Genomic DNA, 23864 nt, shown 5'->3' with positions numbered 1-23864 from the left:
GAGGCATCAGACTATCGGGTTTGCTATGCGACTTTAACGCATCCAGTTGCTACCGAATACTATATAATATGCCCAGTCTTCCGGGCCTTTTGCGACGTCAACACCCATTCTGAGTTTAAATTTTCGCGCCAGTAAATACCTGAAACCTGTTCCGTAACTGTATACGACGGGTTTTGCAAAAGCCTGATCCCAATTGTCAAAAGCACTTGCCAGACCACCGTATCCCATAAGGCTCCATCTTCGGTATACGTCCCATCTCAATTCGAGTTCGGTTACGACACTTGTTTTTCCCTGATATCTTGCGGCGGGAATTCCTCTTAAATTAATTCCCGGTAAGAGATAAAAAGGTGGTTTCCCAAAGGCTTGTTCCCCTTCAATTCGGAGTCCGCCAATTAATTTTTTGGTTACAGGATAATATCCAATTGCAGAAAGATTAACGCGCCACGCATCATAATCACTTCCAATGACATCATCAGACCAAAAGAAATCTGATTGTATGCGAATTCCTTTATCGGGGGTAAAAATATTGTCCCGTCCATCAAACTGAATAGCTCCACCAAACTGACTTACCAAACTATTAATGTCTTTTGGTTTGACAAAAGAGGGTGGAAGATCCAGATTTAAATCCGGCAATGTTATATTAGAATTTAGCAATAAATATTGTGGACCGGCGCTCCATTTTGCATTTCTAAATTGTTTCAGCCATTGTGTGTAGAATATAGTAGACTTAAAATTGAGCTTAAATTCCTTGTCGTTTCCATTGGGTAAATTTTCATAAAAAGAGAGATTCATGTCGCCATAACCTGCCATTACCCGGTATAAAATTCTCGGTTTTATTAAAGTACCGGAACGAAAGGCGCCCACCATCCAGCTTTTGTTTTCGGTATACATTCCGATTCCTCCTGTAATATCGGGATTTATAAATCGTTTTTTGCCGTTTTCATCAACAACAGGTGCGTGTTTTTTTAGAAAAACAGGAACAATTGCACCTCCAATTCCGCCCAGAGCCGGTTCTGTTATAATTGTTGGAACCACAATAAAACCGTGTGCATAAATAATGTAATCGCTTAAATCGAATGCGCCGTCGAGAGAATCTTTTACGCTAATATGATGCTTTTGTCCTCTTATAGTTTGAAATGAGAAAAAGCATATCATTAACATGAAAACCATTCTCTGAATAATTTTTTCTTTTTTAATGATAAAATCTGAAGGTGTATTTCTCATTTCAAGTCATTTAAGATTTATCTTATTTCAATAAAAAACAGCAACTCTAATCGTTATTCTTCTACTACTTTTGCCAGGCTAAAAACATGTGCGAGTGTAAGGAAAAAGGTGTTTCCCTGAAAACGGTTTACAGCTTCAAATTCAGAAACCCAGCGTAATCCTGCTGAAGTTTTAGAACCTATATGAAAATAGTTTACTTCGGCTCCTATGCCTGCAATTCTGTCTTTTGCAGGTTCAAGTACAGAATTACCAACCGGTATTTTGTCGGGTGATATTTTTCCTTGTAAATAATAAATTGCCCCAGCATTTAATATTCCTTTTGGTGCTGTTTTTTCTGCATTCATCAAATAAAAAGTTTTTCCTAAACCTCCTTCAATACTTAAAATATCTCCGGTTTTTATATCTGTATCTTTCTTTTTACCGTTTATTTCATACGCCGCCAATGCCGAAAAATGAAAGGTCTTTTTATCATTGAAGAATAGAGTTGTTCCTGCTGAAAATTCATTCATAAACATTCCCAGACCCGCATTGTCAGAAGCTCCTGCAGTAAATTTTCCGGTAGGAAGGTATATTTGGTAACTAAACACAAAATCGGCTCTTTTGTTATGCCAGCCCAATTGTACAGGTTGTACAAACATATCTGTAAAGGCTAGTGAGTTTTTGGCATCCAGAGAATTTCCCTGAATGGTGTTTGATGCAAAAGCCAATAAAATACTAGCGCCATAATTAGCGCCCAGGATTTTAAAGTCGCTTATATATGATGCTCCGGCTCCTGTTATAAACATCGTGATATCAGGATTTGCAACTGATTTATCTCCATTGGCATTGCGCAAAGAGCAAGCATCATAAAGATAACCCGGAACATACACACTTAAAGTTTTAGCCGGTGCCTGGGTTCCGGATTGTAAACCCATTGCACCAAGAATATGTCCGCCTTTAAGCTGAGCATTTCCGGTAAAATAAATCAACAAAAGAAAAAGTGTAAGAATTAATTTTATCGATTGTCTGCGGGTATTAAAATTCGTTTTCATCTTGTTTATTTTAAAATTAATGAAACCTGTATTGCTTTATTATTCAGACTTTATCTAAGATTCTTTTAAATAAAAAGAAGCACTTTTTTCAGAATTAATTCTGATTATCTTAAAATATTCTGAAGGAGATTTACCTGTATGTTTTATAAAAGCTCTAAAACAGGTAGTTCTTGATTTAAATCCCGATCCCCAGGCCATACCTTCAAGCGATAAATCTTTCCATTCGGGATCATTTATTTTGTCTTTAAAAAATTCGATTCTTTTTAAATTGACATAGTCCTGAAAATGAAGATTAAATTCTGAATTTATTAAATTAGAAAGATGATGAACTGAGATTCCTGTTTCATCAGACAGATCACGAATAACAAAATCTTTTTTCAGGAAAAGTTTTTTTGTAGAAAAAATATAATCCAGTTTTTCGAGATATTCCTGTTTTTTATCAGGGGTTAATTCCTTTACTAACGGCAAATTATTTTTGATTTCTTTTATTTTTATGACCGATGAAGTATCTGTAACAAGACTAAACTGATTATTTGTTTCTTCACTTATTTCATTATTAAAATCGTAAAAAACCTGAGGTTTGAAATAAAGCCATCCTACTGTAAAAACAAGTACTGCAGAAATTAATATATAACAGGAAAAGTCAAGATTATTAACCTGATTCATCAAAAAATAATGTACAAAAAGGGTAGAAAACAAAAACAAAATCATCAAATTATAAACTCTTATCCAACTTAATATTTTTACACGCTGGAAATGATTTTCTTTAAATTTTTTCAAATCATAATTTAAAATCATCATTGTCTGGCAAAAAGCATACAATAACCAAACCGTGAGACTTAACATAGAAAAGGGATTCTGTACTTTTACAGAAATATAATCAACTATATGAAGATCAATATAATTGCCAATCCATACAAAAATGGTTAAACCAAAATAAACCAGAAAGGGTAAAAAATGCAGCCAATCGTATTTTTTAAATATTTTTTTATCTGAAAACAAAATCGTTCTGACATAAAGAAATGCAGAAGGTGCCACCAAAAAAATAAAGGATTTTGTGATCATAAAAAGATCAGGAAAATGCTTAAAAATAGTAGCTGATAAATAAAAATTATAAACACTGACAACAGCAAGGCTAAACAAGAACAGTCCAAGGAAAAAACTTTTTGAGTAATTTTTTCGTGAAAACAAAACCATAAAGGAGGTAGCAAAACCAACCAGTGTCGCTATAAAAAAGAAAAGTGAAAGTACTATATCAACCATGCTTAAGTTTCAATTGTTAATATTGCTTCAATATGGCTATTTGTTAAAGACTATACTTGTCTTAAAGCAAGTATAATCTCTATTTAACAAATCTTAAAAGGTTTATTTTTTAGCTAAGCCAGGAGGGAAACCTGCCAATATTTTTTTGACAGAACTTGCTATAAATTCTTCGGGATTGTCTGGTTTATTATCAATTTGTGCATTACCTATTCCCTGCCAAACTAATTTTTGTGTTTTTGTAGAGACTATATCAATTACCAGAGAACCGTCTACATAATCATAAGTATTAAATGTTGTGGTACCGCCGCCCATCATGGCTCCGCCACCCCAGTATCCGTATGGACGGTACATTCCGCCATAACCATAAAAATCAGAGTTTGCCGTAACAGATTGTTTGTTTTTTAAAATAGAAACTGCATTTACTTTTAAGTCAGGAGTGCTACTTTCTGTAAAGCCTTTGGCGATCATTTCAGAACGGATGGCTTTTGTAACACGGTCTACATTTAATTGGTTGACCTGTCCTTCCTGTGCTTTTAAATCATAAACGGCAAAGGTTTTATATTCGCTAAAATTGGCAGCGTGATCATAATCTGATGTAACGTTTACGGTTGGTGAGCAACTGTAAATTAGACCCAAAAGTAACATTGGGATTATTCTTATAGATGTGATTTTCTTTTTCATCTTATAGTATTTAAATTAATGATTAATTGAGTTTAACTTCTAATTATTTTAAAAAAAATGCTTCAAAACTGTGAAAGAATGAGGAAGGGCGTTTATACGGTGTGAGTGTGGCGTAAATAACTAGAAAACAAATAATTGCAGAACATCAAAGATAAAACATTTTTTTTCCAATTCGTTTGACAATAAATAAGCAATTAATTTTTCTAAGTATAAACTTAAACAAATTAATTCAATATGTAATAAAAATACTTCTTTTTTTTATTACTCAATGTTTTCTTGTTGTTAAGAAATTTCTGTCGTTATTAGATTATATATCTGTCGAAATTGGTAATCTTCCCTCTTTAATTGCTTCCAGCATTTGGGTATAATCGGCATCATTTTGATCTGCATACGAAATATAAAATTTTGCTATTGCACTGGCAAATTCATTGCTGTTTCCTATGTAGCCTGACAATACAGAAGGATCACCTGTTCGTGCATGCGCTCTTGCTAATGCCCAGCCACATGCTTTTGCATAATCTGCCATATTTCTGGCTTTCATAATTTCGAGAACCGGTTTTACTTTGGCATCCCGAAGCTGGCGGATATAAAAAAACTTGTTCTGATCATCCTGCGTCCATCCCAAAAGCATATCCGATGCAGATTGCATTAGTTTTTGCCCCATAACAATTCGTTCGCCCTGATGCTTATACTTATTTTCAATTTTAAGATTTGGCTCTAATACGCTTTGTCTGGCTTCTTTAAACTGCAAAAAAATGGGTTCGCCCGTTGCCGACATTAATAAACTTATGCCACAAACTGTTCCCACACTTCCTACACCTACCACCTTCATTGCAACGTCATGCAGCGTATATCTGCTTAATAAAACCTGCTTATCATCTGGTAATGACTCCATATATTTTTTGTGCGCAGTTTCTACTTCACGGATAATTCTTTTTCCTTCTTCTCCTGTTGGATGAAAAATCAAAGGTGGATCATCTTTTATTCTGGCTCGATATCCATCCTGATAAGTCATTTTTGCAAATTCTTTTTCATGAGCTGTATACTCCGACGCTTTTTTTATTCGCTTATGCTGAAATTCTTTTATTTCTTCATCTTCGCCTCTTTCAATAAGTTCTGCCAGATCAATATCGGCATACCAAATTTGAAGTGCCGATAATTTACTGTATTCGAGCATATGTCTTTTGTAACTATCGGCCACATGCCAGGCAAATTCTTTGCAGTTTTTATTCGAGAATTTTCTCCATCTTCCTGCAATTGCAAAACTTGCGGCGAGTCTTTTTATATCCCATTCCCACGGTCCGGGAAATGTTTCATCAAAATCATTTATATCAAAGACCAATTTTCGCTCTGGAGTTGCAAACCCTCCAAAATTCATTAAATGACAATCTCCACAAAGTTGTAAATGAATGCCTGTATTGGGAGTTTGCGCTAAATCTGACGCCATAATTGCTGCTGCTCCCCGAAAAAATGAAAATGGCGATTCCATCATTCGGCTATATCGTATTGGCAGCAAACTTTCGACTCTTCCTACACTTGTTTCAATAAGAATGTCAACCGGATTTTTTCTGTTTTCAGATGCTTTCCATTCCTGATGTGCGTTTCGTGGTATAACTTTTCTTATTGCTGTGCCTTTTGAGTACCGTTCTGCTTTTGAAGCAACGGGATCAAATAAATTCTCGATTTTATTTTCGAATTTTTCAGGCATAAAAGGTGTTTTTATTATTTTACTTCCTTAATATCATCCATTTTCCAGCTTTTATCAAAATAAGCTGCAGTTGGTCCATAAAAACGCATATAAGTAAACCAATGTTTTCCTGGTAAAGTCTGTACCCAGTTTTTATCTTTTCCGGTTGGCGCTTTTGGTCCGAAATACAAATCGACAGAACCATCAGCATTTTTTATTAAATCCTTACGGGAAGATAAATCGGCATTTTTTTGAGGATTATCAATCAGACAGCGTGTCGCTACATCATAAATCGTAATCGACCAGAAATTTACAGCCGGAGGATTTGCCGGCACATTCAACGTATAATTTTTTCCACCATCAAGCCAGTTTCCTGTATTATCAAAATAAGAACCTAAATAGGCCTGACCCACATTTGGAATTTTGGTAATCATAGCTTTTGAATACGTAACTGCTTCGTAGAAATAGGAGGTTCTTTCGAAAAATTCATCATAATTATCCGCATGTTGTGATGGATCTTTTATAATCATCACGTAATCCCATTTTTTGTCCGGCCAGTGTTTCACGTCTTTAAAACGTTTTTCGAATGAATTTGCCATTGCCATTTGCTGTCCTTTTTCAGCAGCAGCAATTAAAATTTTCTTTTGACGCTCATCTGGATTAAAAGGTTTTCCTTTTTCAATACCCAGATTTCTAAGCCAGGCTATAAAAAAACGGTCGCGATCTTCTACGGGTTCATTTTGTAAAATGGCATGAAGACGTTGCCAATAAGCAATTCCGGTTGGTTGAATTCCGTACCATTTTTTACCTGCTGGCGGACTAACTACTTTAGTTGGCAAAGGATTGGCGCGTTTATCATAAGGATAAATTTTTACCTGCTTAACCAAAGTTTCAGTTGCTTTTGGATCAGGATCTAAAGCTCTAAAACCAAAAAACATATTTACCGTCGTACAAGGAACTACAAAATATCCTGCTGGTTTAAAGTCTTTCATAGTCGGCGGTACCAAAATATATTTCCCTCCCTTTCCTTTATCTGGTCCCATCTCACCAATAACTGCCTGCTCACGCTGCCAAAAATCTCCCAATCCTCCAGCGGTATGTCCCGCAGGCATTTCGATAACAGTTGGACCATTGGCAGCAAGATCTATAAATGAAATGATATAAGGAGTCGTGGCATTTCCTGTCAAAATCCCCAGACGGTCATTATAGGTGTTGTAAAAAATAAGATCATTGCTTGTTGCATTGAAGGTTTTGTATTGAATATGCTGCCATTCGGCGAAAGCCACAATTGGTAATCCCCACAAATAACATTGAGTTGCCTGCTGAAAATCCATTTCGTCAAATAATTTCGGAATAGATTCTTTTGAAGGTAATTCTCCATCCATTTTTATTTCAGTTCCAGAAGTTGAAACCTGTGTTGAAGCAACATTTTCTGTTTCTGCTTTTTTACATCCAAAATTTAAAATAAGAGATGAAAAGACGATAATTAAGAGATGTTTGTTTTTCATAATGCTACATAATTAAATGCGGAGATTTTAAATTTATTTCACTTCTTCAACATCATCCATTTTCCATGTTTTATCAAAAAATCCTTTTTCAGGCCCATAGAAACGGGCTAATAATTCAAATTTTCTTTTAGGATCTGTAGGAACCCGATTGGATTCTTTTCCTTCAGGCGCTTTGGCTCCAAAATAAATATCAACAGAACCGTCAGGATTTTTCTTTAATCCCGGGGTGGTAGATGCCCGGCTTGAATATTTCATATCTAAAATAAGTGCATGTGTTTCACGATCATAAGCCGTTATGGACCAATATAATTTTACAGGAACTTTAGCAGGTAAATGCACTTTGTATAATTTTGAACCATCAAATGACTGATCGTTTTTATCTTTTACAGTCATTAAATAAAACTGACCTGTACCTAGCTTTTTTGCACTAAAATATGCCATAGAATAACTTATTGCTCTTTCATCAACAGGGTAAATATTAGGAGCAAGATAATTTGACATAATAGCTTTGACCACATCTTGCGATGCTGGAAGTGCCCAATTTGTACCTTCATAAAAAGGAGGTGTAAAGATTTTTTCATACCTCTTGTCAATCCAGCTATGAGCGTCTTTTATTGCTGCATTCAGAATTTCCTGTCTTCTTGCATCAGCCTGAAAAGTCTTTCCTTTTTCTATACCAATTGTCTTTAACTGATCGATCATTACTAAATCTCTTTGTAACCAAGGCTCTCGTTGAATAAACTGATTTAATACTTCAAAAAAATGTAAATTATACGGAATAGTATTTCCAAATGAAGCATCAATCAAATCTACAAATGTGGTTGGTGGAGGATTATCAGCTTGGGAAAGAGGATATATTTTTACTTTTTTTCCATACTCAATTGCTCTCTTAATATCATTTGAACTACCATCTGTAAGATTGGATCTAAGTATTGCAAAACCTGTATAAGTTGAAGATGGCATTGGGATATATCCAAAAGGCACTGCATCTTTATAATTAGGAGGAAGAATAAGGTATTTACCACCTTTGCCTTTGTCAACACCAGCGGGACCAATATCTTCTATAGCGGTTTGCCAGCCATCATCTAAGCTGCCTGTTAAAGACGAAACACCATCTACAGCGGGAATTTCCAGAACTACTGGACCTTCTCTTGTATCATATAACGGATTTATATAAATGACATCGGGATTTGGTGTTAGTGTCTGATTTTTAGAATTAATCAATCCTGACCAGTAAATAATCTGATTATAGTCTCCTTTTACTTTTAAAAGACTTTCGTGCATCAATTCAGAATTAACCGCAGGCATTCCCCATATAACAGCTTCAACGGCACGATTATAAATTAATTGTTCCTCAAAATCTACAGGCTTAAATGTTGTTGTCTGACTAGTATCAGCAACAATAGCAGTTTCGTTTTTTTTGGTAGATTGAGTGCATGCAGCTAAACAGCTTACCAATACAAGTGATAAAATTTGTTTTTTCATTTGTGTTATTTTTGATGAAAAACTTAAAGTCAATTTTTTACGAACCCGGAAATACAAAAGCCACAACAGCTCTTAATCCCCAGTCAGGTCTTATGTTAGAATGGCCTACAATTGGTATTAAGGGCATAACAGCAAATTGCATTGTTTGGCCTCCTAATTTTGTAATGGCTCCAACATTTGGGCTAATGGTTATTAGTGTTGTATTTCCTTCCCAGTTTTGTGTAATCTCAGAGGTAATACCCAAACTTGCACCGCTTTTGTAACTATGAGTTAAGAATATCTGTGTGTAAAACTGATTAAAATCGGCCCTGTCTTCATTTCCTGCCACTGAACATATCTGATTTGCAATAAAACCTATCGAAAGTCCTTTTCCCTGATGCATGACCAAAACACTTGGACCGATTCCAAATTTTTCTGTTCCCAGAAATTTATCTGTAGCCGTTGGTACCAAAAAAGCAGGGCCAACTCCCAAGATAATTCCCTTAGTTTTAGGAGCGAAAAATGCTGTAACTGTTGCATCGCTTAAACCAAACTCATGTGTGTTTTCGCCCGTAACATCCTGCTGATCTACTACCGGAAGTATATAGCGTGTAATTAAATTTAAATTATCACTCAGTTTAAAAGGAATTACAGGTTGTATATTTATTTGGTATTTTGATCCATTATACGCACCAATTCCATAAGTTAAATTATTCTGCAATGGCACACTAATTAAACTCGCCACCGGATTGGCCAATTTATCTGCCAATTCCTGAGCGCTGGCACCTGATTTCTCTTCTTGCGCAAAAACACCACAACTTAAAAGAAAACAAAATGTAGTGTACAGATATTTGTTTGAAATATTAGACAATGGGCTTTTCATGATTTTCTTTCTTTAGAAGATTCTTATCAATATTAAAATCAGATTATTTATCCGGAAATACTTTTTTCCAATCATCTTTCATACTGATGACATGATATTTATATTTAGCAGCAGTATTTAAGGAAAGGTTATCTTTTTCCTGATAACTATATTCTTTAATCGAATCGTTATGATTTACCAGCATTTGAAAGGAAGGATATTTGCTTCCCTGAGAATATCTTAACATGGCAAGATCGCCGGCACCACCTTCATTACCGCAAGCAAAAACAGGTCTTTGACCAATATGAAGCTGTATTCCAACCGGTTTGCCAACCTTATCATCAAAAAGATCAAGAGCAGGTTCTCTGACAATGTTGTTTGTGGCATCATCAAATTTGTATTTGAAAGAAGTACCCACAACTTGCTCTTTTGGAATTCCGTAAAAATCAGCAGAAATGGCTCTTACTAATTCGATCGTTCCACCTGTTACAATAAAAGTCTTGAATCCATTTGCACGCAAATAATCCAATAATTCTAATTGAGGCTGATATCTGATTTGTTTTAGTGCAACATTTTTTCCCGGATATTTTGCTCCGGCAAAAAACTCTTTTGTAGATGCTTCAAACTCGTCTTCGGTCATGCCTGTATGAGTTGCAGCAACTAATTCGATAAGCGCTTTATCGCCTCCTTTCTCAAAGAAAGTTTTGTCTTTTTCAATTACTGCCTTAAAAGGTTGTTTTTGAGCCAATGAAGGATTTGCTTCCACCATTTTTTTTACTCTGTAAAAAGCAAATAATTCCTGAACATATGGTTTTTCGGCCCAAAGTGTTCCGTCATTATCAAAGGTCGCGATTCTATTTTCTTTAGGAATAAAATCAGGGCTTCCTTCTTTAGTAACTTTCGTAACATAAGCTATAATTTCTTTTTTGAGTGTTCCGTCATTCCAGCTTGGTAGCGGATCGCTGCTAGTTGCAACTACTGCTGTACTGTCATTAGAATTAGTACTTGTAACAGTATCAGTTTTTTTACAAGAAACAAGCAATAATAAAAATAGGGACACGATATATATATTTCTATACATAATGATACTATTTAAGTGAAAAGAAACAGGACTATTTAAAATCCTGTTTCTTTAAAGTTATTATTATTTCTTTTTTGATGCTGCTTCATCCTCTTTTAACTTAGGAAGTACATTCTTCTCAATATATTTCTGTGCTTTAATATCTTTCATTGCCTCTTCCATAATTGTATAAGCTGAGAAGCTTGGCGGAATTGATCTTGGCGGATAATCTTTAAATGTTTCTGCAAATACAACTACATCTTGTATAGCGCCATACATTAGCTGAACGTGATTCAACTGCCATTCCCAAAAACTATTCGAAGTGATATCGGCTCTTTCAAAAGGATCCTGGTACAAATTGAATATTTTTTGTAAACGAAGTTTAGTAAAAGGCTCTGCCCAGACTCCCATTGTACCTCCCAAACGTTGTTCGGCAAAAACATATTTATAATCACCTTCTCTTAAACCAACCAATAAGCCATCATCATCTGTATAGAAAAATTTATCTCTGGCACTTTTTTGCGTTTTGCCACGTAAAAAGTTACTTTGATCAAAACCATCTAAATGCACTTTGTAAGTTTTTCCGTTTGCATTGTAACCTTTTAAAAGTTTATTGGTTAAATCTGGCTCACCGACAATTGATGCTAAAGTTGGAATCCAGTCATTGTGAGACATTAATTCAGTTGTAACTTGTCCTGGTTTAATTACTCCTGGCCAACGTACTAAACATGGAACACGGAAAGCGCCTTCCCAGTTAGTATTTTTTTCTGAGCGAAAAGGGGTCATTGCACCATCAGGCCATGTATTCATATGAGGGCCATTATCTGTAGAATAAACTACAATAGTGTTATCAGCAATACCCAAATCATCTAATGCTTTTAAGATATCTCCAATTGTTAAATCGTGTTCGATCATACCATCAATATATTCACTATCTCCATGAGTATATTTTCCTCTATGTTCTGCTCTAACGTGTGTACGAAGGTGCATACGTGTAGCGTTGAACCAACAGAAAAATGGTTTACCTGCTGCGGTTTGTCTTTTGATAAAATCAATAGCAGCTGCAGATGTTTCATCATCTATAGTCTCCATTCTTTTTTTAGTAAGAGGACCCGTATCTTCTATTCTTTGTTTTCCAACTCTGCCAAATCGTGGATCTGTCGTTGCATCATCCGAATTTGTTGCAGTACATTTTAGTACTCCTCTAGGACCAAATTTTTTCAGATATTCGGGGTCTTTAGGGTAATCAGGCAATTCCGGTTCTTCTTCAGCATTTAAGTGATACAGATTTCCGAAAAATTCGTCAAAACCATTTACTGTAGGTAAACTTTCGTTACGATCTCCTACGTGATTTTTACCAAACTGTCCTGTAACATACCCTAAGTTTTTCATAATCCCTCCAATAGAAGGATCTAATTGGCTCATTCCCATAGGTGCTCCCGGAAAACCTACTTTTGTAAGTCCGGTACGAAGACCATGCTGTCCTGTTAATAAAGCAGCACGTCCGGCAGTACAGCTTTGTTCTCCATAATAATGTAAAAAACGTAATCCTTCGTTTGCCAGACGATCAATATTAGGTGTAGTATATCCCATTATACCATCACTGTAAGCACTTATATTAGTGGTTCCAATGTCATCTCCCCAAAGTATTAGGATATTGGGCTTTTTTGAATTCTGTGCCTGAATTTCAACTACTGAAAAACATATTAATGCAAATAACATTGCATTCTTAAATCTCCATTTAAAATTTATTTGTTTCATGGTAATAAAAATTTATTAATAATCTTTTTGTATATGTGGTAATATGTAAATCAGAGAATTAAATTCTTAAGTAATGCTAAAAGAAAAATGTGTTCTTGTTTAATGAAATACAGATTGATTATTTAAGTATTATTGCGAAATTGAAAACAAGAAATTTCTTAACATTTTATTAAGTATCTCAAAATTAATTAATAAAAAACCGAAAAATTGTATCGAAAGAGGTTCAGGTTGTTTCATTTTATAAAATGAAACGACATAAATGCTTTATTTAGTTGCATTTTCACATTCTGTAAAAATAAAAAGGGGACAAAGCAAAAAAGAGTAGAAAAAACATTTTATCAATCGGAAGACTATATCTATAAATTCAGATTGTGATATAGTGTTTTGATTTTAAAAAATAAAAAAGTATTTAACGCAAAAAAGCCATCAAAATTGATGGCTTTTATTTTATTTTCAAAACGAAAATTATTCTATTTCAGAAACTCTCATGGTGTTAACCATTCCTTTATCTTTAATTGGCATTGCTGCAAGGTTAATTAAATAATCTCCTTTTGAAGCGTATCCTTTTTGAACTGCAATTTCGTTAACATCAGTTACAGTATCATCTGTACTTTCGTCTTTATCGTAGAAGTATGATTTTACTCCCCATAATAAATTCAATTGTGTTAAGATTCTTCTGTTTGAAGTAAATACTAAAATATGTGCTGATGGTCTCCACGCTGAAATTTGGAAAGCTGTGTAACCGCTATTTGTTAAAGTACAAATTGCTTTTGCTTTGATTTCATTTGCCAATAAAGCTGCCTGATGACAAACTGTTTTAGTAACAAAACGTTTTGTTTTAATTTGCGGTGTGTTTTGTGGAACCTGAATAAGCGGTGAATCTTCAACTGCCTCACAAATTTGAGTCATTTTTTGAATTACCTGTACAGGATAATTACCTGTAGCAGTTTCTCCAGACAACATTACAGCATCTGCTCCATCCATTACTGAGTTAGCAACGTCATTTACTTCTGCTCTTGTTGGCGTTAAACTTGTAATCATTGTTTCCATCATTTGTGTAGCAACGATAACAGGAATTCTAGCCGTTTTTGCTCTGCGAATCAAATCTTTTTGTACCAATGGAACTTCGTGTGCAGGAAGTTCAACTCCTAAATCTCCACGGGCAACCATAAGACCATCACAATAAGCAATAATTTTATCTATATTTTCAAGCGCTTCCGGCATTTCAATTTTTGCAACAATTGGAATTTTGTACTCAGAATGCTTAGCAATTAATTCTTGTAAATCTTGTAAATCACGAGGTGTTTTTACAAACGAAAGTGCGATCCAGTCTACTTTTTGTTCAATAGCAAAAATAGCATCTGCAATATCTTTTTCAGTTAAAGCCGGTAAAGAGATTTTAGTGTTTGGTAAATTAACTCCTTTTTTAGATTTTAATTCTCCACCCTGAATTACTTTAGCAACAACTTCAGTTTTTTTATCCGTAGAAATAATTTCAAAAATAAGTTTTCCGTCATCAAGCAAAATACGCTCTCCAGGATTCACATCATTTGGAAAGTTTTGGTATTTCATGAACACTTTTTGAGCAGTTCCTAAAATATCTTCAGCAGTTGTAAAAGTAATTAAATCACCATCGTGTACAACAGTTCCTTCTTCCATTACACCAACTCTAAGTTTTGGTCCCTGCAAATCTCCAAGGATTGCAGTTGTATAACCAAACTCGTCGTTTAAGCCTCTAATGATATTAATTTTGTCTTTTACTCCTTCGTAATCTGCATGCGAAAAATTGATTCTAAACACATTAACCCCTGCTTCGATCATATCCTTGATAATCTCTCTCGTACTACATGCAGGCCCAAGTGTAGCTACAATTTTAGTTTTTTTGTTTGTTAGCATTTTTTTTAAAAAATTAAATTGTTCTTTGATTTTATTTTATTGGTATCAACAACATAAATAGCTGCGATGCTCTCGATGGTATTTAATTGTTGTTGAATTTCTGAAAAATCAATAGCCTCTTCACTATTCTCTATTTTCAGGAAAAAATCCACCTTTTTAAATTCAGGAAGTAAATGAATTGTTGTTGAAACCTCACTTGTTTCATTAGAAAACAAATTCTGGAAATCATTTGTACTCACTGAAATGATTTCATTTTTATTCTGAATCAGATTCCATGTAACGGCTTTCTCAGAATCATAATAATAAAACCTAGAAAAATTTGCCTCACCTTCCTTAGTTTGAGCATGGATCTCGTTTTTGCTCTTACTTAAGTTGATCGGAAGTTTTTTATTGATAAAATAGGCTAATCTATAATCTTCTATCGAAGTATGAATTGCCATTAAATAATAATCAATTTCGTCAAATTCGTCTAAATCCAATCTATGAATTGCCATATCATGAAAAATCTAGGTGTAAATATACTATTTCTATTGGAGCATCAATAGTTAAGACGCGGTTGTTTTTGTTAATTTATAAACGAAAACGTTATAGCTTTAAGAAAGTTAAAGCATTTTTGTGGTTATTTCTTATCTATTTTTTCCTGAAAAGCAAAATAAGCTCTTTGCGATGCCTTTTCTTCAGCCTTCTTTTTTGAAGTAGCTCTTGCTCTAGCAATTACTTTATCGTCTATACTTAATTTTACACCAAATAAGCGTTGTCCGTCTATACCATTATCTTCAAAAATGTCATAATGAAAGATTCTCTTTTCTTTCTGACACCATTCGATAACCAAACTTTTATAACTAATTACTTTTCCTTCAAGTCTTGCGATGTCAACATAAGGTGTAATGACTCTTTTTTGGATAAACTTTTCGCAAAACGCATAACCGCGGTCTAAATAGATAGCACCAACAAGTGATTCAAAAATATTACCATGAATATTTTCTCCAAAATGCTGTACTGGTACTTTGCTCTCTACAAACCTAACCAGATTTAAGTCTTTACCTAATTCATTCAAATGCTCACGACTTACAATTTTAGAACGCATTTTGGTTAAATAGCCTTCATCTCCATTTGGTGCTTTGTTAAACAAATGTGCAGCAATCACGGCACTTAACATTGCATCACCTAAAAATTCTAATCGTTCATAATTAATTGGATGCCCATTTTCATCCAATTTGTTTGAAGACCGATGCGTAAACGCTTTCTTATAAAAATCTATAGAAACAGGTTGAAAACCAAGTATTTTCTGAATAGTGTCAAAAAAAATCCCGTCTTCTTGAGAACGGGATTTTGAAAATATTTTTTTGATAATATTCATAGACAAAACTAGTCAACTAATTTTTTAAACAATACACAAGCATTGTGTCCACCAAAACCAAACGTATTACTCATAGCAACATTTACCTCTCTTTTTTGAGGTTTGTTAAGAGTAAGGTTTAAGGCAGGATCAATGTTTTCATCAACAACCGTATGGTTAATCGTTGGAGGAACTAGGCTGTGTTGCATTGCTAAAATAGAAGCAATAGCTTCAATAGCTCCGGCAGCACCAAGTAAGTGTCCTGTCATTGATTTTGTCGAGTTGATATTGATATTTTTTGCATGATCACCAAAAACAGCGCTGATTGCTTTTAATTCGGCAACATCTCCTAATGGAGTAGAAGTTCCATGAGTATTGATGTGATCAACATCTTCAGGATTCATTCCGGCATCTCTTAATGTATTTTTCATTACTGCAATAACTCCAATTCCTTCCGGATGTGGAGCTGTTAAATGATAAGCATCAGATGACATTCCGCCTCCGCCAACTTCGCAATAAATTTTTGCGCCTCTGGCTTTAGCATGTTCATATTCTTCAAGAACCAAAGCTCCTGCTCCTTCTCCTAACACAAAACCATCTCTGGTTGCATCAAAAGGTCTCGAAGCTGTTTCCGGACTTTCGTTTCTTGTTGATAAAGCATGCATAGAGTTAAAACCTCCCATACCTGCAATAGTAATAGCGGCTTCTGAACCACCAGATACAATTACATCACACATTCCTAAACGAATGTAGTTGAAAGCATCAATTAAAGCATTTGCAGAAGATGCACATGCAGAAACAGTAGTATAATTTGGACCCATATAACCATTACGCATCGAAATGTGTGCTGGTGCAATATCGGCAATCATTTTAGGGATAAAAAACGGATTGAATTTTGGCGTTCCGTCTCCTTTAGCATAATAAATAACTTCTTCCTGAAAAGTTTCTAAACCTCCAATTCCTGCTCCCCAGATAACACCAACTCTTGTTTTGTCGACATTATCATTAGTAAGTCCGGCATCTTTAATAGCTTCATCACTTGCAGCAACTGCATATTGAGCGAATTTATCTAATCTACGAGATTCCTTGCGATCCATGTAATCTTCAATGTTGAAGTTTTTTACTTCGCAGGCAAATTTCGTTTTATGCTTCTCTGTATCATAATACGTGATAGGAGCGGCTCCGCTAACTCCATTCACAAGTGCCTCCCAGTAATCCTGGATATTATTCCCGATCGGAGTAAGAGCACCTAATCCTGTTACAACAACTCGCTTTAACGTCATAAATATGTATTTTGTACTTTAAACAAATAAAACCCACGCTTTCTTAATTGTATTGTTACTTAAGAGCCATGGGAATTACAATATAAATATATCTTTTTGATTGAAAATCAATCGAAATTTAAATTTTAAAAAAATAATAACACCCGATCCTTAGAAATTTCAAAAATCAAAAGTCAAATTCCAATTGGAATTTGGAATTTCAAAAATTGGTATTTTTAGAAACCGGGTGCAGTATTATTATTTTTTAGCTTCCTCGATATAAGAAATAGCTTGACCAACAGTAGCAATGTTTTCTGCTTGATCGTCTGGAATTTGAATATCAAATTCTTTTTCGAATTCCATAATAAGCTCAACAGTGTCTAATGAGTCAGCTCCTAAATCATTAGTGAAGCTTGCTTCTGTTACAACTTCGTTTTCGTCAACACCTAATTTGTCTACGATAATCGCTTTTACTCTTGATGCAATGTCTGACATAATCTTTAATTTTAGAATTTAATTTGTTGGCAAAAATAAAAAACTTTATTTTAAAACAACTATTTAGTTTATAAATGTGATACTAATTTATAAAATTAATTTCAAGAAAGCCCTTTTAATACTATTTATTTTCGATTTTTATTCCGTTTTTTGCATTCTCAAAATAAATCATATTATGAAAAAAATTGTTGTTTTTGCCTCAGGATCAGGAACTAATGCAGAAAATATTATAAAGTATTTTTCAAAAACTAAAATTGCAAAAGTTGTTTCTGTATTTACCAATAATGCTGCGGCAAAAGTCATCGAAAGAGCAAAAAATCATCAAATTCCTGTCGAAATCTTCTCAAAAAACGAACTTTTGGAACGAAACGTACTACAAAAAATACAAAAAATCGATCCGGATCTGATAGTTTTGGCTGGCTTTTTACTCAAGTTCCCCGAAAACATAATTGAACAATATCCAAACAAAATTATAAACATACATCCCGCACTTTTACCTAATTATGGAGGTAAGGGAATGTATGGAATGCACATACACAGAGCTATAATTAATAATAAGGAAAAAGAAACCGGAATTTCTATTCATTATGTAAATGAAAATTATGATGAAGGCGGCATTATTTTTCAGAAAAATGTAGTTCTAACAGAAGATGACACACCAGAAACGGTGGCTGAAAAGATTCACGAACTGGAACAAAAGTATTTTCCAGAGATTATTCAGACTATATTGGAAAAATAAATTTCAGTTTTGGATAAGTTGAAAAATCTAAAATCTGAATTCAAAAATCTACAATCTAAATAAATGGATCACGAAGTACATATATATACTGATGGCGCTGCAAAAGGAAATCCTGGAAACGGTGGTTACGGCGTTGTGATGGAATTGGTTGGAACACCACATAAAAAAGAATTTTACGAAGGTTTTCGTTTGACCACTAATAACAGAATGGAACTGTTGGCCGTAATTGTTGGTTTAGAAAAATTGAAAAACCCAAATATGAAGGTTTTGGTTATTTCAGATTCTAAATACGTAGTCGATTCTGTTTTAAAAAAATGGGTATTAGGCTGGGAAAAAAAGAAATTTGCCGGACGAAAAAACCCTGATTTATGGAAACGCTTTTTAATTGTGTACCGCAAACATCAAGTCGATTTTAAATGGATTAAGGGTCACAACAATCACCCTCAAAACGAACGCTGCGATCAATTGGCCGTTATGGCATCAATGCAGCCTAAACTTTCTGTTGACGAATATTACGAAAACATCGGTTCAAAAATGGATTAAAAAAAATAACGTATCATGAAAACTGCTTCCTGATACGTTATTCAAACTACTAACTTAAAAAAATCTTATTGTTCTTTATCTAAATCTTTGGCAGTTTTAAATCCGCCCAATAAGCCAACTCCGGCCATGATAAAAATAATTGAAGGATAAACAGCATCATCATCTAATGAAGTGTAAGTTGTAATTAATAAGGCAAGGAAAATTCCAACGCCGCTTCCTATTAATAAAAAAGCTAAATTCACAACAAAAACTTTCCAGGCAGAGCCTCCTTTTCCTGCCCCTTTCAAAAAGATACTGGCATCAACGCCTTTTTCTATAAGAGCCATACGCTCTCTGTTTCTGGTTGAGAAAAAAAGATAGACAATCCCAAAGATCATCGCAAAAAGGCTAACTGGTATTAATACTTGTGGTCCCATAATTTTTATGTTTTTATAATTGATTGATACTCCATATGACGACAGCTTTTAAATCAAGGTTACAAGTTTTTTAAATAAATTCAATTTTTTAAATTCCATTACGAAGCCTCGGGATCAAAAGTGGCTGGTAATCAGTTTTATTTTATTGTTCTTAAAAAAACTTGCAACTGCGAGTTTGAAAGTATAATTTATTTATACTAAAAAATAATTAACAAGAAAATACTTATTTATTGTTTTTTGTTTTACATTTGAATTTTCAGACTCTATCCCAAAAATCAATTTTATTCTTTGAATGAAGAATTGAAAATGGACTTTCACCAAATTCATTTTCGTTCAAAAAATATTTATTCAAATAAATTGGTTTTTCATGAGGAAAAAGTACTTGATCTTTTTTATTTTATTGCCTTTCAGTCTGGTTTTTGCACAACAGGAAACAGTTATTTCCGGATTAGTACTTGATACTAAAACCCAAAATCCATTATCGAATGTTGTTGTAAGCATTCAAAATTCTTCCATTACAGAACTTACAAAACCAAACGGAAAATTCGAATTACATGTGGCACTGCAAGGACAGCAATTGCTTTTATTACGCAGTCAGGGTTACAAAGATTTGCTTTTAAAAGTTAGCTCAAATCTGGGAATTGTTAATCTGGGAACATTGCAGATGGAAGAAAGTTTTTCTGATGAAATTCCAGGAACATTAATCACCTTATTAGAAAGTGATTTATCTGATGACAATAGTTCTTCTGAAATGACTTCGGGTCTTTTGCAATCTTCAAAAGATGCTTTTATGCAGGCTTCTGCTTTCAGTTGGGGTCAGGCCCGATTCAGGATTCGTGGTCTTGATAGCGAAAACGGAACCATGATGCTTAACGGAATGACCATGAATAAATTATATGATGGCCGGCCACAATGGAGCAATTGGGGAGGTTTGAATGATGTACTTCGAAATCAGGAATTCTCAATAGGAGCAGCTTCATCAGATTATACTTTTGGCGGAATATTAGGTACGCAGCAAATTTCAACAAGAGCTTCATTATACAGAAAAGGTGGCCGACTTTCGTTTTCAGGAAGCAATACAAGTTATAATTGGCGAGCCATTGGTACTTATGCCTCGGGAATGAATTCTCATGGTTGGGCTTTTGCTATTTCTGCAGGAAAACGTATTGGAAATGAAGGTTATTTTGACGGAACTAATTTTGATGCAGAATCTTTTTTTATTAGCGTTGAAAAGAAATTAAACAGTAAACACGCTCTTAATTTCACCGGATTTTATACACCAGGCTCACGCGGAAAAAACTCAGCAAATACCAATGAAGTTACACAATTGACAAACGAAAAATACAATTCGTATTGGGGTTTTCAGAATGGAGAAAAACGCAATGCAAGAGTTAAAAAGGTTGAAGAACCATTGTTGATGCTTAATCATTATTATAAAATAAATGAAAAAGCAAATTTGAACTCAGCTGTAATGTACCAGTTTGGAAAAGTAGGGAACAGTACAATTGATTATCAAAATACAAATAGTCCCGATCCTGTTTATTATAGAAAATTACCTAGTTATTATACTTCACTTTACGCAAAAGATAATGGCGAGTTTTCGGGAGAATTTACTCCGGATTATGAAAATGCGGAAAAAAGTAAAACTATATTTTTACAGAATTCCCAAATCAATTGGGATGAAATGTATCGCGCAAATCAAAAAGCAATAAAGAACTCCGAAGGAATAATTACAGGTTATGAATCCGGGCAAAGTCATTATGTTTTATACGAAGACCGAACGGATGATAAAACATTTGCAGCCAATACAAACCTGAATATTCAACTTACAGAAAACAGTGCTTTTGATGGTGGTATCACATTTCGGAATTTAAAATCACATCAATTTCAATATCTTTTAGATTTACTCGGAGGACAATATTTTGAAGATATTGATGCTTTTTATACTGGAAATGAAGCACAATCAGATTTACAGAATCCAAATCGTCGGGTAAAAGAAGGTGATACATATGGGTATAATTATAATTTTCTGGCAACAACAATTGAAGCTTTTACACAGTTTAAATTCAACTACAAAAAAATTGATTTCTATTTGGCACAATCTTATTCTGTTTCAGATTATCAAAGAGAAGGATTGTACCAAAACGGAATTTATCCAACTACTTCTCTTGGAAAAAGTGAAAAAGTGAATTTTGAGAATTTTGGTTTCAAAGGCGGATTAACGTATAAAATTTCGGGAAAACAATGGTTGTTTTTTAACGGAATGCATCTTACAAGAGCTCCTTCAATTCGAAATACATTCTCAAATTCTCGTTTAAATAATTCAATTGTTTCAGGTATTGAAAATGAAAATATTAGTAGTGTTGAAGGAAATTATGTTTTTCGCTCACCTAAACTTAAAACAAGAATTACAGCGTATTACACTTTAATAGAAAACACAGCGAAAACTTCCTTTTTTTATGCCGAAGGGATTTTTGATAGAGGTGCAAGCTATAATAATACAGATGCTTTTGTGAGTCAGACATTGACGGGGCTTGATAAGAAGAACATTGGATTGGAACTGAGTTTTGAATATCAAATTTCATCAACATTAAAAACAACTTTATCAGCAGGTTACGGCAATTACACTTACGTAAGTAACCCGAATGTTTCGATAACAAATGATGCAAATGCAGCGAAAGGAGATTTGCAAGCTTTTGATTTTGGAGAATCATATCTTAAAAATTATAAACAATCCGGAATGCCTCAACAAGCTTATTCATTAGGATTAGAATATCGTGATCCTAAATTTTGGTGGCTTGCAGCGAATATTAACTATTTAACAGAAAGCTATATTGATGTTTCGCCAATTGCCAGAACAGCCAGGTTTTATAAAAACTCAATAAGCGGACTTGTTTTTCCTGAAGCAACAGAAGAGCGGGCATCACAATTATTGAAACAAGAAAAATTTGACCCCATTTCATTACTCAATATATCAGGAGGTAAATCCTGGCGTATTTATGGCAAAAATATCGGACTTTTTATTAGCGTGAATAATGTTCTTGATTGCACTTATAAAACAGGAGGTTTTGAACAAGCCCGAAATGCCAATTTCAGAGCCCTTAATCAGGATATTTCAAGCGGGACACCGTCGTTTGGGCCTAAATATTATTATGGTTATGGAAGAACATATTTCGTCAATCTTGCCATCAATTTATAAAACTTAAAAAACAGATTCTTTATGAAAAACAGATTTTTAAATTCATTTTTCGCATCATTTTTCCTCATTTTTTGTTCTTGTAGCAGTGAGGTAGAAATCCCTAAATTAGGTTGCACACAGCCGGATATAACAATAAATCAAACAGTTGAAAAGGTTAAAAACATTTCTGGTTCAACTCCTAAAGTATATAGTTATGATGATGTGATTGAGGCTTACGTTGTATCAAGTGATGAAGGCGGGAATTTTTTTAAAACAATTTCCTTTCAAACATTAGCCACAGACAAAATACCGGCAACAGGATTTAGTACGCCCGTTGATGTAACAAACACTTACATAGATTTTCGCATCGGAAATAAAGTTTACATAAAACTTAAAGATCAATTTACAGATTCGTATTATGGTGCGTTGCGTATTGGAAGTTTATACGTAAGTAACGCAGGCGACCCAACGATTGGAAGAATTTCGCAAAATGATTATAAAAATGTGCTGAATGCTTCCTGTAACGTTATTGAAGAAGATCAGTTAGTACAGCAAATTTCGATAGAAGAAGCACTAAATGAGAGCAGATTAAATACATTAATAGAGTTAAAAGATGTTCAGTTTGCAGAAGCCGCAATTGGCAGACATTATTTTGAGGAATCGAATAATGTAGGCGGTGCTACTAACTGGAATTTAAGTGATAAAACAGGAAATCAGCTTATCTTTAGAACTAGCAGTTATGCCAATTTCGCCAGTAATATTGTGCCCGATGGAAGTGGAAAAGTTCGTGGTATATTGACAAAATTTGGTTCAGATTATCAGTTAATGCCCAGATTCGCAACTGATGTTGTAATGACAGGAAAGAGAAGCGTTCCGTTCTTTTCAGAAGATTTCCAATCTGTAAAAAACAATGTCAATTTTGCTCTTGCAGGTTGGAGCAATATTGTAGAAAAAGCATCAAAGTTATGGAAAAGTATGCTGTATGCCGGCAACGGATATGCTGAGTTTAATACCACTAGTACAACAGCTGCAGAAAATATTGCATGGCTTGTTTCTCCTAAAATTAATATGAAAGGTTATAAAAATGCAGTCTTATCTTTTAGAAGTGCTCAACATGATTTAAAAGTAGATTCACCTTTGAACTCTTTAGAAGTTTATGTGTCAACCAATTTCGACGGATCAAGCATTAGCAAAGCAAAATGGACAAAATTAGAAGCCAGATTTCCTTCGTTGTCATCGCCGACTCGTGAATTTATGAGTTCAGGAGGAATTGATTTATCTGCTTATTCGGGAAATATTCATATTGCTTTTAAATACATTGGTTCTGGTAAAGACAAAACGCTTAATGGTGCTTTTATGGTGGATGATGTTAAGATTTTTGGAGAAAAGGAAGAATAAGTTTTTTAATAGTGAAATTAATTGACTGATTTCTAGTTGATTTTGTAAAAAAGTATA

The 23864-nt window shown here is 34.2% G+C and carries 20 protein-coding genes; 4 read left to right on the top strand and 16 right to left on the bottom strand.

The features are described 5' to 3' along the window. Positions 1–33: 33 nt before the first annotated feature. The 15 genes from RT99_RS10905 to RT99_RS10835 all read right to left on the bottom strand — a co-directional run bounded on the left by RT99_RS10905 (position 34) and on the right by RT99_RS10835 (position 17533). The gene (locus RT99_RS10905; protein WP_052483644.1) at positions 34–1224 is read right to left on the bottom strand and encodes a BamA/TamA family outer membrane protein; all 1191 of its coding nucleotides are present in this window, start codon (positions 1222–1224) and stop codon (positions 34–36) included. Between the two features lie 53 nt (positions 1225–1277). Beyond that, a complete protein-coding gene (locus tag RT99_RS10900; RefSeq protein WP_042564783.1) occupies positions 1278–2255 on the bottom strand; it encodes a transporter in 978 nt (325 codons plus the stop codon). A 54-nt stretch (positions 2256–2309) separates the two neighbouring features. Next, positions 2310–3320: an AraC family transcriptional regulator gene (locus tag RT99_RS10895; protein WP_242607192.1), complete on the bottom strand. Its 1011-nt coding sequence runs from the start codon at positions 3318–3320 to the stop codon at positions 2310–2312. A 300-nt stretch (positions 3321–3620) separates the two neighbouring features. Then, complete coding sequence (locus tag RT99_RS10890) at positions 3621–4199, bottom strand: DUF4136 domain-containing protein (protein ID WP_042564781.1); 579 nt, start codon at positions 4197–4199, stop codon at positions 3621–3623. Between the two features lie 307 nt (positions 4200–4506). After that, complete coding sequence (locus RT99_RS10885) at positions 4507–5907, bottom strand: DUF2252 domain-containing protein (protein ID WP_042564780.1); 1401 nt, start codon at positions 5905–5907, stop codon at positions 4507–4509. A gap of 14 nt (positions 5908–5921) precedes the next feature. Beyond that, complete coding sequence (locus tag RT99_RS10880; RefSeq protein WP_082036947.1) at positions 5922–7394, bottom strand: DUF1254 domain-containing protein; 1473 nt, start codon at positions 7392–7394, stop codon at positions 5922–5924. A gap of 33 nt (positions 7395–7427) precedes the next feature. Next, complete coding sequence (locus tag RT99_RS10875) at positions 7428–8879, bottom strand: DUF1254 domain-containing protein (protein WP_082036952.1); 1452 nt, start codon at positions 8877–8879, stop codon at positions 7428–7430. Between the two features lie 37 nt (positions 8880–8916). After that, entirely contained in the window at positions 8917–9741 is an 825-nt protein-coding gene (locus RT99_RS10870) for a hypothetical protein (RefSeq protein WP_042564779.1), read from the bottom strand. A 43-nt stretch (positions 9742–9784) separates the two neighbouring features. Beyond that, entirely contained in the window at positions 9785–10801 is a 1017-nt protein-coding gene (locus RT99_RS10865) for an HAD family phosphatase (protein WP_052483643.1), read from the bottom strand. Positions 10802–10864: 63 nt separating this feature from the next. Next, positions 10865–12541, bottom strand: coding sequence for an arylsulfatase (locus RT99_RS10860; RefSeq protein ID WP_042564777.1), 1677 nt, complete (start codon positions 12539–12541; stop codon positions 10865–10867). Positions 12542–13006: 465 nt separating this feature from the next. Continuing rightward, positions 13007–14437 (bottom strand): pyruvate kinase, encoded by a 1431-nt coding sequence (gene pyk / locus RT99_RS10855; protein ID WP_042564776.1) that lies wholly within the window; start codon positions 14435–14437, stop codon positions 13007–13009. A gap of 5 nt (positions 14438–14442) precedes the next feature. Next, entirely contained in the window at positions 14443–14931 is a 489-nt protein-coding gene (locus tag RT99_RS10850; protein WP_042564775.1) for an IPExxxVDY family protein, read from the bottom strand. A gap of 125 nt (positions 14932–15056) precedes the next feature. Next, positions 15057–15797 (bottom strand): ribonuclease III, encoded by a 741-nt coding sequence (gene rnc, locus RT99_RS10845; RefSeq protein WP_042564774.1) that lies wholly within the window; start codon positions 15795–15797, stop codon positions 15057–15059. 8 nt (positions 15798–15805) lie between these two features. Then, a complete protein-coding gene (fabF, locus tag RT99_RS10840; RefSeq protein WP_042564773.1) occupies positions 15806–17059 on the bottom strand; it encodes a beta-ketoacyl-ACP synthase II in 1254 nt (417 codons plus the stop codon). Positions 17060–17296: 237 nt separating this feature from the next. After that, positions 17297–17533 carry an acyl carrier protein gene (locus tag RT99_RS10835; protein ID WP_007137004.1) on the bottom strand — a complete coding sequence of 79 codons (237 nt, stop codon included), beginning with the start codon at positions 17531–17533 and terminating at the stop codon, positions 17297–17299. A gap of 175 nt (positions 17534–17708) precedes the next feature. Here RT99_RS10835 and purN point away from each other — a divergent pair, with 175 nt between their 5' ends. Next, positions 17709–18272 (top strand): phosphoribosylglycinamide formyltransferase, encoded by a 564-nt coding sequence (gene purN, locus RT99_RS10830; RefSeq protein ID WP_042564772.1) that lies wholly within the window; start codon positions 17709–17711, stop codon positions 18270–18272. 63 nt (positions 18273–18335) lie between these two features. Continuing rightward, positions 18336–18815 carry a ribonuclease HI gene (rnhA, locus tag RT99_RS10825; RefSeq protein ID WP_042564771.1) on the top strand — a complete coding sequence of 160 codons (480 nt, stop codon included), beginning with the start codon at positions 18336–18338 and terminating at the stop codon, positions 18813–18815. A gap of 65 nt (positions 18816–18880) precedes the next feature. Here rnhA and RT99_RS10820 read toward each other — a convergent pair whose 3' ends face one another. Beyond that, a complete protein-coding gene (locus tag RT99_RS10820) occupies positions 18881–19231 on the bottom strand; it encodes a DUF6249 domain-containing protein (RefSeq protein WP_042564770.1) in 351 nt (116 codons plus the stop codon). Between the two features lie 367 nt (positions 19232–19598). Here RT99_RS10820 and RT99_RS10815 point away from each other — a divergent pair, with 367 nt between their 5' ends. After that, positions 19599–22430 carry a TonB-dependent receptor gene (locus RT99_RS10815; RefSeq protein WP_042564769.1) on the top strand — a complete coding sequence of 944 codons (2832 nt, stop codon included), beginning with the start codon at positions 19599–19601 and terminating at the stop codon, positions 22428–22430. A 21-nt stretch (positions 22431–22451) separates the two neighbouring features. Then, a complete protein-coding gene (locus RT99_RS10810) occupies positions 22452–23807 on the top strand; it encodes a DUF5689 domain-containing protein (protein WP_042564768.1) in 1356 nt (451 codons plus the stop codon). Positions 23808–23864 lie beyond the last annotated feature (57 nt).

This window comes from Flavobacterium sp. MEB061, assembly GCF_000834715.1.
GTDB lineage: Bacteria > Bacteroidota > Bacteroidia > Flavobacteriales > Flavobacteriaceae > Flavobacterium > Flavobacterium pectinovorum.
The sequence above is the reverse complement of the archived record's forward strand: the minus strand, read 5'-3'. Positions and strand labels throughout refer to the sequence as shown.

Excerpts from the sequence above, each read along its gene's own strand:
- RT99_RS10905 (WP_052483644.1), bottom strand. The coding sequence starts at position 1,224 with ATGAGAAATACACCTTCAGATTTTATCATTAAAAAAGAAAAAATTATT.
- RT99_RS10900 (WP_042564783.1), bottom strand. The coding sequence starts at position 2,255 with ATGAAAACGAATTTTAATACCCGCAGACAATCGATAAAATTAATTCTT.
- RT99_RS10895 (WP_242607192.1), bottom strand. The coding sequence starts at position 3,320 with ATGATCACAAAATCCTTTATTTTTTTGGTGGCACCTTCTGCATTTCTT.
- RT99_RS10890 (WP_042564781.1), bottom strand. The coding sequence starts at position 4,199 with ATGAAAAAGAAAATCACATCTATAAGAATAATCCCAATGTTACTTTTG.
- RT99_RS10885 (WP_042564780.1), bottom strand. The coding sequence starts at position 5,907 with ATGCCTGAAAAATTCGAAAATAAAATCGAGAATTTATTTGATCCCGTT.
- RT99_RS10880 (WP_082036947.1), bottom strand. The coding sequence starts at position 7,394 with ATGAAAAACAAACATCTCTTAATTATCGTCTTTTCATCTCTTATTTTA.
- RT99_RS10875 (WP_082036952.1), bottom strand. The coding sequence starts at position 8,879 with ATGAAAAAACAAATTTTATCACTTGTATTGGTAAGCTGTTTAGCTGCA.
- RT99_RS10870 (WP_042564779.1), bottom strand. The coding sequence starts at position 9,741 with ATGAAAAGCCCATTGTCTAATATTTCAAACAAATATCTGTACACTACA.
- RT99_RS10865 (WP_052483643.1), bottom strand. The coding sequence starts at position 10,801 with ATGTATAGAAATATATATATCGTGTCCCTATTTTTATTATTGCTTGTT.
- RT99_RS10860 (WP_042564777.1), bottom strand. The coding sequence starts at position 12,541 with ATGAAACAAATAAATTTTAAATGGAGATTTAAGAATGCAATGTTATTT.
- pyk (WP_042564776.1), bottom strand. The coding sequence starts at position 14,437 with ATGCTAACAAACAAAAAAACTAAAATTGTAGCTACACTTGGGCCTGCA.
- RT99_RS10850 (WP_042564775.1), bottom strand. The coding sequence starts at position 14,931 with ATGGCAATTCATAGATTGGATTTAGACGAATTTGACGAAATTGATTAT.
- rnc (WP_042564774.1), bottom strand. The coding sequence starts at position 15,797 with ATGAATATTATCAAAAAAATATTTTCAAAATCCCGTTCTCAAGAAGAC.
- fabF (WP_042564773.1), bottom strand. The coding sequence starts at position 17,059 with ATGACGTTAAAGCGAGTTGTTGTAACAGGATTAGGTGCTCTTACTCCG.
- RT99_RS10835 (WP_007137004.1), bottom strand. The coding sequence starts at position 17,533 with ATGTCAGACATTGCATCAAGAGTAAAAGCGATTATCGTAGACAAATTA.
- purN (WP_042564772.1), top strand. The coding sequence starts at position 17,709 with ATGAAAAAAATTGTTGTTTTTGCCTCAGGATCAGGAACTAATGCAGAA.
- rnhA (WP_042564771.1), top strand. The coding sequence starts at position 18,336 with ATGGATCACGAAGTACATATATATACTGATGGCGCTGCAAAAGGAAAT.
- RT99_RS10820 (WP_042564770.1), bottom strand. The coding sequence starts at position 19,231 with ATGGGACCACAAGTATTAATACCAGTTAGCCTTTTTGCGATGATCTTT.
- RT99_RS10815 (WP_042564769.1), top strand. The coding sequence starts at position 19,599 with ATGAGGAAAAAGTACTTGATCTTTTTTATTTTATTGCCTTTCAGTCTG.
- RT99_RS10810 (WP_042564768.1), top strand. The coding sequence starts at position 22,452 with ATGAAAAACAGATTTTTAAATTCATTTTTCGCATCATTTTTCCTCATT.